Source organism: Streptomyces sp. NPDC001220 (assembly GCF_053597895.1).
Map to the genome: position 1 here is coordinate 119,904 of NZ_JBSFJE010000006.1, position 12,803 is coordinate 132,706.

General features: G+C 73.0%; 10 protein-coding genes. 2 read left to right on the plus strand and 8 right to left on the minus strand.

From position 1 onward, the window contains the following. Positions 1-38 precede the first annotated feature (38 nt). The 4 genes from ACWDGI_RS16325 to ACWDGI_RS16340 form a co-directional block, all read right to left on the minus strand. Positions 39-521, minus strand: coding sequence for a poly-gamma-glutamate biosynthesis protein PgsC/CapC (locus ACWDGI_RS16325; RefSeq protein WP_450759490.1), 483 nt, complete (start codon positions 519-521; stop codon positions 39-41). Beyond that, positions 518-1,978 (minus strand): poly-gamma-glutamate synthase PgsB, encoded by a 1,461-nt coding sequence (gene pgsB, locus ACWDGI_RS16330; RefSeq protein ID WP_450759492.1) that lies wholly within the window; start codon positions 1,976-1,978, stop codon positions 518-520. Before pgsB ends, ACWDGI_RS16325 begins: the two co-directional genes overlap by 4 nt. 15 nt (positions 1,979-1,993) lie before the next feature. Then, positions 1,994-4,246 carry a HAMP domain-containing protein gene (locus ACWDGI_RS16335; protein WP_450759494.1) on the minus strand — a complete coding sequence of 751 codons (2,253 nt, stop codon included), beginning with the start codon at positions 4,244-4,246 and terminating at the stop codon, positions 1,994-1,996. A 303-nt stretch (positions 4,247-4,549) separates the two neighbouring features. Further along, the gene (locus ACWDGI_RS16340) at positions 4,550-5,887 is read right to left on the minus strand and encodes an alpha/beta hydrolase family protein (RefSeq protein WP_450759496.1); all 1,338 of its coding nucleotides are present in this window, start codon (positions 5,885-5,887) and stop codon (positions 4,550-4,552) included. A 393-nt stretch (positions 5,888-6,280) separates the two neighbouring features. Here ACWDGI_RS16340 and ACWDGI_RS16345 point away from each other — a divergent pair, with 393 nt between their 5' ends. After that, positions 6,281-6,856: a phosphoribosylanthranilate isomerase gene (locus tag ACWDGI_RS16345; protein WP_450759498.1), complete on the plus strand. Its 576-nt coding sequence runs from the start codon at positions 6,281-6,283 to the stop codon at positions 6,854-6,856. Between the two features lie 117 nt (positions 6,857-6,973). Here the strand turns inward: ACWDGI_RS16345 and ACWDGI_RS16350 are convergent, their stop codons facing one another. Next, positions 6,974-7,933, minus strand: coding sequence for a ketopantoate reductase family protein (locus ACWDGI_RS16350; RefSeq protein WP_450759500.1), 960 nt, complete (start codon positions 7,931-7,933; stop codon positions 6,974-6,976). 93 nt (positions 7,934-8,026) lie between these two features. On the opposite strand from ACWDGI_RS16350, the gene ACWDGI_RS16355 reads away from it, so the two are divergent. Further along, the gene (locus ACWDGI_RS16355; protein WP_360486953.1) at positions 8,027-8,260 is read left to right on the plus strand and encodes a DUF2277 domain-containing protein; all 234 of its coding nucleotides are present in this window, start codon (positions 8,027-8,029) and stop codon (positions 8,258-8,260) included. 55 nt (positions 8,261-8,315) lie between these two features. Here ACWDGI_RS16355 and ACWDGI_RS16360 read toward each other — a convergent pair whose 3' ends face one another. The 3 genes from ACWDGI_RS16360 to ACWDGI_RS16370 all read right to left on the minus strand — a co-directional run bounded on the left by ACWDGI_RS16360 (position 8,316) and on the right by ACWDGI_RS16370 (position 12,753). Next, complete coding sequence (locus tag ACWDGI_RS16360; RefSeq protein WP_450759502.1) at positions 8,316-8,927, minus strand: DedA family protein; 612 nt, start codon at positions 8,925-8,927, stop codon at positions 8,316-8,318. A 107-nt stretch (positions 8,928-9,034) separates the two neighbouring features. Beyond that, positions 9,035-10,993, minus strand: coding sequence for an FAD/NAD(P)-binding protein (locus ACWDGI_RS16365; RefSeq protein ID WP_450759504.1), 1,959 nt, complete (start codon positions 10,991-10,993; stop codon positions 9,035-9,037). A gap of 134 nt (positions 10,994-11,127) precedes the next feature. Then, on the minus strand, positions 11,128-12,753 hold the full coding sequence (locus tag ACWDGI_RS16370; protein ID WP_450759506.1) for an alkaline phosphatase D family protein: 1,626 nt from the start codon (positions 12,751-12,753) through the stop codon (positions 11,128-11,130). Between the last annotated feature and the right edge of the window lie 50 nt (positions 12,754-12,803).

A 12,803-nucleotide genomic window follows, 5' to 3' on the forward strand; every position in this document is an offset into this window, starting at 1 on the left:
TCCTCCTGGAAGTACGGGGTGTGAGGGTGGTGGGCGGGTCACCCGGTGGGCAGGACGCCGATCAGCAGACCGGAGACCAGCACCACGTACGTCGCCAGCGTCACGGCCGTGGTCGAGATGACCGTGGCCGCCATCGGCTGACGGACCATCTGGTAGGAGACCAGACCGGGGACGATGAAGCCAAGGGTCTGTGATGTGTACAGCAGCGGGAACTCGTGGCTGAGGGCGAGCATCACGGTGGTCTGGATCAGCACCGCGCTCAGCACCACGGCGGCGAACAGCCGCTTGCCGTAGAGAATCACGGTGCGCTGCAGCAGCTTCGTCGTGAAGTACGTGATCGCCGCTACAACGACCATCAGCCCGGCCATCTGCACGTCGGTGACGAGCGTGAGGGCGATCCAGCCCGGGGTGATCATGCCTCCGGGGGAGAGGTTGGTGGTCAGGTAGCAGACGAGCGAGAAGACCAGCCCGAGGGCGATCCCGAGTGCGGCGGTCTGTGCGGTGAGGTTGGCGGGGATCACGGGTTCCTCGTGGACTGGGGCTGATCGTAGGAGTGGCGCGGGTCCTCTGCGGCGCCCTGACTGTCGGGCCGGCCGTGGCGGGCGGCGAACTGGCGGGCGAGTTCCCGCTGATTCGGGATGTGGAAGCTGTGGGTCGTCTCCAGCGGTGCCACCCAGCTGTACGGCTCCGGCTCGGGCGGCCGGCCCATCGCGACCTGCGGCCGGACCAGCGCGATCTGCATCGTCTCCTGGTCCAGGCCGTCGCCCTGGGGAACGGCGTCGAACGGATCCTCGGAGTCGTCCAGCGGCAGCCCGGCGAGGCATTCCAGGAACAGCTCGCCCTGGCCGTGGATGTTGCCGATCGCCACCATCGAGGAAGTCGGGGCGAGTTCCGCGAGGATCGCCTCGGTCACCTCCTCGGGATCCCGGCGGTCGCCCCCGAGATCCACCACCCGCCCGGTGAAGCCGGCCGGAATCGCATCGCGGGCGCTCTTGGTCGGGTGGCCGATCAGGAACACCGTCTCGGCGGCGAGGGCGGGGACGATCGCGCCCATCTGGCCGTTGCGCTCCACCCGGTCCGGGCGGCAGTTGATGACCACGTTGAGGGGCCGTCTGATCGCGCCCAGATCCTCCAGCTGCTGGACGTTCATCAGCGTCGACTCGGGGTCGTTGGCCGCGAAGACGTTGGCGAACCGCAGTTGCTTGCCCTCGGGGGTGACGTAACGTTCCACCGACAGTACGCCCGGGTCGGGCGGCGCGTCCCACATGCCCTGCATCGCGGTCTGCCGTTCCACACCGAGCAGTTCGGCGACGGCCAGCGCGATCGCCACGTTCTCCTTGAAGGTGAACCAGCTGAAGCCGCGCAGCTCGGCGTCGGTCACCGACTCGGGATCGACCGCGATCAGGCGGCAGTTCCGCTTGTCGGCCTCCTCCTGGAGGATGTGCAGCCGGTCCTTCTCCGCCGTCACGCACACCCCGCCCACCGGCATCGAGCGGGAGAGCGAGCGGGCGACGTCGTCCAGGGTCGGTCCCATCTCCTCCAGATGGTCCTCGCGGACATTGCAGAGCACGCCGATCGTGGAACGGATCAGCTTCTCCTGGTTGATCTCCTGCAGCGCGGGCATCACCGCCATGCACTCGATCACCAGCGCGTCCGGCCGGTAGGTCGCCGCCCGCCGCACGATGCCGATCTGCTCGACGATGTTGGACAGCCCGAACTTGCGGTAGATCGGCTCCTCGGTGGCATCCGGATGGATGAACCGGGCCGCGGTGCCGGTGGTCTTGGCCACCGTGACCAGGTCGCCGCCGCGCAGCGCGCCCGCGCACAGGCGGGTGATCGAACTCTTGCCGCGGATGCCGTTGACCAGCACCCGCGTCGGTATCTGCTCCAGCGAGGCGAAGTGCCGCCGCTGCTCCACGATTCCGGCGACCCACAGCCCGGCGCAGCACAGCAGGACTATGACATAAAGGAAAAGCATGCCGATTCCGTCCTTCTACCGCTGGAGGGTGGTCTGAGGCAGGGACGGGGAGGGCCCGGCGGCATGGCCGGATCTGGCCGCCCGGTCGCGTTCCGCCAGGGCCTGGCGCATCAGTTCCAGGCTGCGGGTGACCGAGCCGATCTCGTCGTGGTTGACCGGGTGCAGCACGGTGCGGCGGTCTCCGCCGGCGAGCCGCTCGACGAGCACCGCGACCGAGCGCAGCGGCCGGACCACCACGACATGCAGCCAGCCCAGGCAGGCGGCGCCCAGGGTGAGGCCGAGGATGCCCGCGAGCATGGTGCGCTGCTCGGCCTGTACCGCGGGAATCTGGAGCGCCGCCGCGGGTTCCGCGGTCACCACGTGCCAGCCGAGGCGGGCCGTCGGACCGCTCTGCGCCAGCGGCGCGGCACCGTCGACGGAGGGGCCGGAGGACGTGCGGAGCACCCGCGAGGTAGCGGTCCCCGCGGTCCCCGGGGCGCCCTGGGTGGCGCGGGCGAGGCGGCTCAGACCGGAGTCGGGCAGCGACTGGAAGGCGCGGTAGCCCACGTTCGCCGCCAGCACCTTGTCGTCGTCGTCCGTCACCCAGACGCTGCCCAGTTTCGGTCTGGACAGAATGGAGTTGAGTGCCTTCACGTCGATCTCGCCGAACAGGACCACGCCGGCCGCCGGGGTCTTGCCCTGGACGGCCCGGACCTGGGTGTAGGCGGCGATCGCCGGGATCCGGCCCGAGGTGTTGACGGTGGTGATCCCGCCGCCGCCGGGCACGTGGACGATGGTGCGCAGCGGTGACCCGCCCACCCGCAGCGAGATGCCGCCCGAGCTGTCCAGGAGGTACAGCGAGCGGAACTGCTTGTGGTCGGCGAGGGTGCGCCGCAGCACCTCGGTCTGGGCGGCCCGGTTGCTGCCCGGCAGACTCGCGGACGCGTCACTCAGGTCGGTGTACAGCTGGTCGAGGGACTGCCGGACCCGGTTCGACGCGATCTCGGTGCGGGTCTGCTGGACGGCGAGGACCGAAGCCGGCACCGCGGTCGCGGTGTCCGCCCGGTTCAGCATGAAGATCATCGGCGCCGCCCAGCAGACCAGCACCAGCACGCCGATCCCGGCCAGCGCCCGGTAGCCCGGTCCGCGCCGGACCGGGAACTCCTGCGGGCCGCTCTCGCCGAGCAACTGCCGGCGCAGCGACTCCAGTGCCCGCCCGATCCGGGCCAGTTCCCCGAAGCCGTTCACCGGCACCGGCCGGGACAGCTCCTCCCACGCGGCCGGCCCGTCCTCGCTCGCGCCCCGGGCCAGGCGGCCGGCGGACAGGTAGAGCCACAGCAGCGGCCGCTGCAGGAAGAAGTGCAGCGCCAGCCCGAGCAGCAGCGCGAGCACGACCAGCGCCCCCGCGGCCTGGAGCGCGAAGCCCGAGTAGTCGACGGCGGTGGTCGTGGCGGGCACCGCGCGGAAGGTGAGCACCACCAGACCGAGGCCGTCGGTGTCGCCCGGGCCGGTCGTCGAAGCGACCTGGGCCCAGCCGGCCACCGTGCGCCGGCTGCCCGTGCCGGCGCCCAGCAGGCTTCCCGAGGCGTCGGTGTCATGCCCCGACCCCTTCGCCGCGCGGGCCGCCGCCGAGGGCAGACCGCTGTCGGCGGCGGCAGGCGACGCCGTGCCGTGGGACGCGGTGGCGAGCGCGGTGCCGCTCGCGTCCAGCACCTCGGCGGTGCGTCCGTCGCCGTACGCCGTGGGGGCGTGGAGCGTCTCGGAGACCACCAGCAGCCACTGCCGGTCGGGCCCGCTGGGGACCTGGTTCTGGTCCTGGTTGGCGTCCTCCTGCTGCGCGGGCAGCGTGACCTTGGCGAAGTAGAGCAGTTGCCGCGTGCCGTCCGACGTCACCAGCCGGGGCGGGATCGCCCCGTGCCCGGATGCCGTCCTGGCGACGTCCACCCCGGCGAGCTGCACCGTCTTGCCGCCGGCCGCCAGCAGTTTGCCGGTCTTCGGGTCGAGCAGCGCGCTGCCCAGGATCCCTTTCCTGGCAGAGGTCAGTGCTTTGAGCGTGGTCGCGGGGGTCGATGCGCTCGTCGCCGGGTAGGCCTTGGCCGTACGGCGTACCGTGCTCGCCTCGGCGTCGATCGTGGTGCGCATCGACAGCGCGGTGTCGGCGGCGATCTGCTGCTCCCCGTCCGCCACGGCCTGCGGCACACCCGCGGAACGGATGCCGTCGAGGCCGATCATGGTCAGGGCGGCGACCACCAGCAGGAGTACGACGAGTGAGGCGATCGGCGGGCGCACCCCGCCAAGTATCGGCATATCGGCGCGGCGGCGGGTGCGGTGTCGGCGCGGCGCCCGAGGGGCGGAGGGCAGGGCAGGAGGTCCTTTGTCAATTGGCGCCGGGCGCCCGAATGTTCTACAGGCCGAACACTCTAGCGTCCTGCGATTACATAACCATCACACTTTCACGCCTGTTTCGTACGTGTGAACCGGGCCGCCTGACACGACGGCCGGCACATGCGGGCCCACGGCGAGCCGAAGGGCGGACCCACGAGCAGGACCCGCCCTTCGGATGTCCGGCCACCTGTCCGGCCGGCTGTTCGGTCAGGGGACGAAAGAGATCTCCGGGTACTTGCTGCTGGACCCGTCGAGCAGGGTGCTGTGCTGCTTGCGCAGCTCCTGGTCGAAGAAGGCCGCGAGATAGACGCGCTGGACCGCGACCGCGCGGTCCGGGTCGATCGTGCCGTACTGCTGCTGGATCTGCGCCTGCGAGAGCCCGAGCAGGCGCGCCTCCTGGGGGATCATCCACTCGTTGTCGCTGAAGGACAGGTGCGCCGCGCCCTTGAGCTTGATGTCGACCTTGTATCCCTTCAGGTGCGACCACAGCGTGCGCCACGACGAGTCGTTGTTGCGGTTGTGGCTGCCGGAGCTGAAGAGCATGAAGGGGCGCTTCAGGTCCTTGCTCGGCGCCGTCCCGAAGAACTGGCCGTCCAGGTTGGCACCGGCGTCGATACGGCTGTCGAGCTGCATGGCGGTGTCGACCGCCGCGCCGCCCAGCGACCAGCCGAACATCCCGATGCGCGACATGTCGACCGACTTCGTCAGCCCGGAGGGGAGCGTGGCCTTGCCGGCGTCCGGGTTGCCGCCCGTGCTGAGCGTGTTGAGCTTGTTGATGACGAACTTGATGTCGGCCGCGCGCACCTTGAGCGTGTCGGAGGAGTGGGCGCCCGCCGGCATCCTGTTGACCTCGAGCCGGCTCTTCGGGAACTGCACCTCGTTGGCGTCGTGGGTGTGGTCGACGGTGACGACGAGGTAGCCGCGGCTGGCGAGGTCCTGGACGAGCGCGGTGCCCATCGCACGGTCCGAGTGCAGCCCGGTCGAGTACAGCAGGACGGGCAGCTTGCCGAGCTTGGTGTTCACCGGGGCGAGCACATGGCCCGCCGTGGTCGGCAGGGTCACCTGCTGCGGCGACAGCCCGCGGGTGGCGAGGAAGTGGGCGCCGGAGATCGACGGCATCCACGGCGCCTGGTAGTGCCCGGACGTGGAGGTGGCCGGGTACCAGAGCGACACCATCAGCTCGCGAGTCCCGCCCACGTACGGATCCGTACGGGAGTTGTCGACGAGGTGCAGGCCGACCATGCCCACGCTGTACTTCCCCGACGGCGCGGGCATCTTGAGCTGCAGAGCGTTCGAAGCCGTGCGGCCGGCCGCGAGGGTCTTGGGCTGTAGGGCCTTGTGGCGGCCCAGCGGCGCCTCGTCGTTCTCGGGTGCCCAGGGCGTGCTCGGGGCGGACGAGGACGCGGTGGGCGCAGGCGTGGCGGACGACGTCCCGGTGGCCATCGCCGAGGACAGCCCCACACCCAGTACAACGGCCAGCGCACCCGCCGAGCCGACCGCTACGGCGATCATTCTGCGGCGGTGGCGCAGGCGGCGGTGATTCATGAAACCCCCTCGTGGGTCAGCGATCACAGAACGGGCGATCGACTGCCGCACACCGTACCGCGACAGCCGCCCACGGACCCACGCGCCCCGGACGACCCCGTGGTGACCTCACGTACCGGACGCCGAGCGCTGTCACGGTCCGCTGATCCGGCGCTCCACGGCACCGGCCGCGCCCCCCGCGGTGCGGCCGGGAACACGCGTCAAGTCGAGGCGACCGGCGGCAGGTTGATTCGGTTGCCGACGTCGGTGACCACACGGGCAACCGCGGTCTGACGACCTGTCGGCTCGTGGATCCGCACGGCGCGGCGCGCACGGCCCCGGCCCGCGATGAGAGCCTGGGGGGCGACGGCACGAACACGTTCCCGCTGGGCGGGAGAACGGAGCAGGGGACGGATGAGCGGGCAACGGCAGCCGACGTTCGTGAAGGTGTGCGGGCTCACCCAGGAGCAGCAGATCGACTGGGCCGTCGAGCTGGGATACGACGCCGTCGGGATCGTCGTGACCCCGAAGAGCAAGCGGTACTGCCCGCCCGAACGGGCCGTGGCGCTCGCCGACCACGCCCGGGGACGGGTCACCGTCTTCGCCGTGGCCCTGACCCACGCCGAGACGGCGGCCGTCGCCGAGCACGTCGACATCATCCAGATCTACGAGACGGCCGACATCCCGAACCTCGCCCTCGCCTCCGGCACCCCGCCCGAGAAGCCGGCGGCCCTGCGGTACTTCTTCTACGACGCCAGCGCGGGCAGCGGCGTGTTCGAGGACATCCCCGGCTGGGTCGGTGAGGTCCCGGGGAAGGTGGTGATCGCCGGCGGCCTCGACGAACACAACGTGGCCGGTGTCATCGAGGAGTTCGGGCCCTACGGCGTGGACGTCTCCAGCAGCGTCGAGACCGCGCCGGGGGTCAAGAGCCGCGAGAAGATGGCCTCCTTCATCGCCGCCGCCCGGACCGCCGGGCGGGACAGCCGCTGAGCGCTTCGCCGGAGGCGCCGTGAGGCGCCGTCGTCCGGCCGCGGCGCCGCCGCGGCCGGTCGCCCCCCGCCCCGGCGGGGGGCGTGACCGCGCCGCAGCCGGCTCCGCCCGGCCGGCTCAGTGCCCGGCGTCGCGCAGCTCGCGCACGATACGGGCCGTCACCGGCACGGGTACCCCGTGACGGTCCGCCGCGCGCAGCAACGCGCCCCCGATCGCATCGAGTTCGAGGGGGCGGCCGGCCTCCGCGTCACGTTGCATCGAGGACTTGGCGGCGGGCGGGAAGGCGTCGTAGCGGGACAGGGCCTGGGCCGGGTCGACCGGGGAGCCGCAGGCGCGGCTGACCGCGGCCGTCTCCGCGACGAGCGAGGCCAGTTCGTCGCGGTGCCGGGTGCGGGCCTCGCCGAGGGGGAGACCGTAGCGGGTGGTGAGCAGGGCGAAGGGCGCGAGGAACGACATCTTCGCCCACAGGGCCGTGGTCTCGTCGTCCAGGACGCGGGTGGCCGGCCCGGCCGCGGTGAGGGCCGCGGCCAGGTCCTCCAGACGGGCGCGGGGGACCTTGGCGCCGGTCACGTCGATCTCCGCGAAAGGACTGGTGTGTTCGACCAGGCCGGGGGCCGTGCGGGTCGACTCGACGCGGATCACGGAGGGGGCCACGCGGTCGGGGGCGTAGCGGGCGCGCAGCAGCGCGGGATGCTCCACGCCGTTCAGGAACGGTACGAGGAGGGCGTCGCCGAGGACCGTGGGCGGGATCCGGGTGAGGGCCGCGTCCAGGGCGGTGGCCTTGACGGTGATCAGGCAGGCGTCGACCGGTTCGCGCAGGGCCGTGTCGGCGTCCACGGGGGCGGTGAAGTCGCCGAACAGGGCACTGCGGACCTGGATTCCGGCGGTACGCAGGGTGTGCGCCGTGTCCTCGCCGGCCAGGCACAGCACGCGGTGGCCGGCGCGGGAGAGCAGGGCCGCGAGCAGGCCGCCCACGCCGCCGGGCCCGAGAACGGCGACGGTGAGCCGGGGACCGGACTCGCTGCCCGGGCTGTCCGGGCTGTCCGGGCTGTCCGGGGTGTTCGGGGTGTTCGTCATGGGGGGCTGTCCTCTCGTCGGTCGGCCCCGGGAGCGGTGGCCGCCTCAGGACGATCCTCGCAGGAAGGAGGGGGACTGCGGGAGACTGGGGACATGTGCCGGAGTATCAAGACCCTGCGTCCGCCTCAGCTGGCCGAGGAGGCCACCGAGGACGAGATCCGTGCTGCCGCGTTGCAGTACGTACGGAAGGTGTCCGGGTTCCGGGCGCCCGCCGCGCACAACCGGGAGGTGTTCGAGCGGGCGGTGGACGCGGTGGCGGAGGCTACCGCCGCGCTGCTCGGGGGGCTGGAGGTGCGGGGGCAGGCGGTGCGCGAAGCCGCCGGCTGAGGACACGGGGCTCGCGGACGCTCCCGGGCCCTCGAAGCTCCGGGGGACGTACGGATCAGGCCGGGCGTCTTCGCATCAGGAACCCCGCGCCCGCTCCCGCCCCGAACAGCGCCACCACCGACACCGCCGTCGCCAGCCAGGTCGCGCCCAGCCACTGGGCGCCCAGGTAGCCGAGGGCGACGCTGTAGACCGCCCAGCTGAGGCCCGCCAGCGCGGACCAGGGGAGGAATTCGCGGACGCGGCGGTGGGCGGCGCCGGCGCCCAGGGAGACGATCGAGCGGCCGGCCGGGGCGAACCGGGCCAGTACGACCAGGGCGCCGCCGCCCCGGGACAGGGCCTCGCCGAGACGTTCCTGCGCGCTGCTCAGCCGTCGGGAGCGGGCGATCGCACGGTCCAGGCGGGCCCCGCCGCGCCAGGCCAGCCGGTAGGCGACCAGGTCGCCGAGGACCGACGCGGCGGCGGCGCAGAAGGTCAGCGCGAGGATGTCGGGTACGACGTGCGGGACGCGCCCGGGAGCCGCCCCGGTGCCCGCCGCCGCTGCCGTGGCCGCGGTGATGACCAGCACACCGCTGGGCAGGACCGGCAGGAACACATCAAGCAGCACGGAGAGCGCCACCATGGCGTATATCCATGGCCCGGCCTCCAGCGACCCCATGCTTTCCCACACGACGGTTCCCCCGTGATTGTCCTGTTGCGCCCCCCGACGTCAGCCATACAGCGTACGCGGCGGGTGTGACAGGAGTTTCACGGGGGGTTTGCGTAATCCGCAAAGGATTAAGCGGCCACCGGCGTGTCCCGTCCGGCGCCGCGCGCCGCGTCCGGCTGCTCCGCCTCCGGTCGCGCTCCCTGCTCCGGCTCCGGTCGCACTCCCTGCGCCGCCCCCCGCCGCTCTCCTCGTTCCGCCCCCGGCGTGGCCGTTCGGAGGACCGCTCGCGCGATCGCGTCGGCGTCCGACAGGGTGACCGAGTCCACGCCCGGCCGGGCGCCCGCGGCGGTCACCCAGTGCACGCCCTCCGTGGGCACGCCGAAGGCGAACCGCCTCGGGTGCGGCAGGCCGTCGCGGTCGATCAGCCGGTACGGGCGCGGTGTCACGTCCAGCCCCCCGGTCTCGTGGCCGTCCACCCGGTGCGGGCGGCACGCGCCCTCGCGCAGCAGCCCGGCCAGCAGCTCGTCGGCGGTACGGCGCAGGTCCGGCTCCGGGAGGCGGGCCTCTATGAGCGTGGTCACCCGGACCGCCGAGCCGGGGACCTTGGGCGAGTGCGCCAGCCACGCGCCGTCCGCCCGGTCCACCTCCAGACCGGGGCCCAGCACCGCCACCACGTCCGCCGCCAGCAGCGCGGTCAGCTCCTCGACGCGGCGGCGGGGCGGACCGATGGACAGGAACGCGTTGAGCGGGGTGTACCAGCCGTCCAGGTGGGCCCGCCGGGAAGCGCCGGTCAGGCCGCCGTGGTCGACCACCAGCCGTATCTCGTTGCGCAGGTCGCGCAGCACGTCCAGGGCCGCCTTGAGCGGGCCGCGCACATTGCCGAGGGCGGCCTGCGCCGCGTCCTCGTACAGGTGCCCGCGGAGCCAGTCGTGCCAGTCCGCCGGGCCGGCGAACTCCCGCCCCCCGTACGGGCGCTGGAGCCGGTCCCAGGACCAGCGGTCCGCCGCCGGGACGCGGGCGCCGTCGAGCACGGCGGTCTCCGCGGGCCGGCCGTCGGCCGTGAGGAAGCGCTCGGTGAGGTCCGGGTCGCCGGTCAGGGCCGTGTAGTAGACCGTCTCCACCTCCTTGGCGACCAGCGGCCAGACCTCCGCGAGGAAGTCGGGTGCCTCGCCGGAGTCCGCGCGTTTGCGCAGGCCCGCGATCACCTCGGGGGTGAGCAGCAGTGGGGTGTGCCGCCCGTACGGGCCCTTGGCGTTGTCGCCGCGCGCCTGGTACGGGACGCCTCGCCGGGAGCCCGCGTACAGGCGGGGCTCACGGCCGGAGGGCGTGTAGTGCAGGGCGCCGTCGGGGGAGCGGGTGAAACGGCCGCCCCGCCCGGTGGTGAGCAGGGCCAGGTGGTCGAAGAAGTTGAGGCCGAGGCCGCGCAGCAGCACCGGTTCGCCGGGGGCGATCGGGGTGAGATCGACGTCGGCCGGGTTGGCGGGCGGTATGTGGCGCAGGCCGTGCCGGACGGCGTGTGCCAGGTGGCGGCGGTCCTCGGGGGTCGCCGTCGCCGGCAGGTGGCCCTGGGCCAGCACCACCGCCGCCAGACCGGGCAGGGCGCGGCCGTCGTCGAGGGTGAGCGTCTGGCGGCCGTCGGGGTCGTCGGTGAGCCGTACGGCACGGCCGCGATGGGTCTCCACGCGGACCGCCTCCGGTGCCCGGGCGACCGTCCTCGCGAACACCCACTCCAGGTAGCGGCCGTAGTGGGCGCGGGTCGGGTAGTCGTCGGGGCCCAGCTCACCGGCCGCCCACTCGTACAGGCTGGGGCCGGGCCGGACCGGGCCCGAGCACTCCACGCTGTCGTCGGTGAACAGGGTCACCTGGCTCGCCACCGTGTTCATCAGCAGCTCCGCCGACTGCGCCGTACGCCAGACCCGGCCCGGGCCCGGCGGCGCAGGGTCGATCACATGGACCGTCAGACGCGCTCCCGGGGACAGCAGCTCGGGTGCGGAGGCGCAGAGGCGTTCCAGGACGCCGGTGCCGCGCGGGCCGGCGCCGACCAGGGCGACGGCGACCGGGGCGGATTCCTGGGGCGAGGCAGACAAGTACGTGACTCCCGGGCGTGTGGGGCGCTGGGCAGGAACACCGCCCGCACGGGATCAGGAAGCGGACGGTCCGCCTCATCATGCCGCCGCGCTCAACAGAAGCCAACGCGCGCCCCACCCGCCTCGGATGTCCCTCATGGGGTGGTGAGGGCGGACTCCTCCACGGTCTCCAGCGTCCCGTCGCGCCGGGCCCGCTCCAGCCGCAGCCGGGCCGAACGGCCGTGCAGGGTCAGCGTCATGAGCTGGTTGCCGAACCACGGGCCGCCCCTCTTCCGCCATGTCACCGGCGGTGCCGCACAGCGTCCGTGCCGGGTGAACCGCCGCCCGAGGAACCGGGCCAGGGCGCTCCAGCCGAACCGGAATCCGACCCGGATCGTCGGCGGCACCGAGTTGTGGACGGGCGAGCAGGTGAGTTGCAGCACACGGGCGGTGGGCCCGGTGCCGGCCGGCCACGCGGGCTCGGCGACGTAGGCGTGGTGGACGTCCCCGGAGAGCACGCAGATCGACGCGGGCGCCCCGGGGCCGGAGCCGGTGCGGGCGACCAGGCCGGCCAGTTCGGCGAAGGAGGCCGGGAAGGCCGCCCAGTGCTCCAGGTCGGCCGCGCGGCGCAGCCGCTCCCCGAACCCGGCCCAGCGGGCGCCCCGTTCGCCCCTGCACAGGGCCGCGTCCCAGGTCTCCAGGTCGTGTATGAGATGCGGCAGCAGCCAGGGCAGCGAGGTGCCGACCAGGAGATGGTCGTACGACTCCCGGTCGGTCAGCGCCTGTTCGCGCAGCCACTCGGCCTCGCCGGGGTCGAGCATGGCGCGGTCGTCCTCGTCCAGTACCCGGGCCGCCCGGGTGTCCACCATCAGCACCCGTACCCGCCCGAAGTCGCGCCGGTAACTCCAGCGCACCGAGGACGGGTCGGTGTCGGCCTCGGCCGCGAAGGCGCGCAACGCGTCGGTGCCGTCGGGGGATCCGCATACGGCGGCGTACAGCGGGTCGGCGGCCAGCTCGGCGGGGGAGAGGTTCCCCAGGTGCTGGTACACCCAGTACGACATCAGCCCGCTCAGCAGCCGCTCCTGCCACCAGGGCGTGGCCCGTACGTCGGCGAGCCAGGCGGCGGAGGTGTTCCAGTCGTCTATGACGTCGTGGTCGTCGAAGATCATGCAACTGGGCACGGTGGACAGCAGCCAGCGCACCTCGGGGTCGAGCCAGGACTCGTAGTAGAGGCGGGTGTACTCCTCGTAGTCCGCGACCTCCGCGCCGGGCGGCTCCGACAGGTCGCGGCGGGCGGCCAGCCAGTGGTGGGTCGCCGTCGAGGTCTCGTCGGCGTACACCTGGTCGCCCAGCAGCAGCAGTACGTCCGGGCGTTCACCGCCGGCGGCGACGCGTGCGGCCAGGCTGTCCAGGGCGTCGGGGCCGACCGGGTCCTGGCCGTCGGCCGGGGGAGCGGCCCAGCGGCAGGAGCCGAAGGTCACCCGCAGCTCGTCGCCCTCGGCGGCCGCGCGTATCACCGGGGCCGGGAAAGGGGAGTCCGGCAGCGGCCACACCCGCGTGCCGTCCAGGATCACCTCGTACGGCGTCGAAGTCCCCGGCGTCAGCCCGGTGACCGGGACCAGGGCGTAGTGGTGGCCGGCCACCTGGAAGGTGCGCGCGCTGCCGCCGGCCCCGTCCGGGCAGCGCACCTCGGCGGTACACGGACGGCTCGTCTCGACCCAGACGGTCGCCGACGAGCCGTCGGTGTACCTCAGCAGTGGTCCCAGGCGCAGTCCGGCCACGTTCGCCCGCCCTCTTTCCCGGTCGGTTCGCCTCCGTCGCCCCGTACGGT

Bases quoted from the DNA above. Each gene is read 5' to 3' on its own strand.
- ACWDGI_RS16345 (WP_450759498.1), top strand. From the start codon at position 6,281: ATGAGCGGGCAACGGCAGCCGACGTTCGTGAAGGTGTGCGGGCTCACC.
- ACWDGI_RS16350 (WP_450759500.1), bottom strand. From the start codon at position 7,933: ATGACGAACACCCCGAACACCCCGGACAGCCCGGACAGCCCGGACAGC.
- ACWDGI_RS16355 (WP_360486953.1), top strand. From the start codon at position 8,027: ATGTGCCGGAGTATCAAGACCCTGCGTCCGCCTCAGCTGGCCGAGGAG.
- ACWDGI_RS16340 (WP_450759496.1), bottom strand. From the start codon at position 5,887: ATGAATCACCGCCGCCTGCGCCACCGCCGCAGAATGATCGCCGTAGCG.
- pgsB (WP_450759492.1), bottom strand. From the start codon at position 1,978: ATGCTTTTCCTTTATGTCATAGTCCTGCTGTGCTGCGCCGGGCTGTGG.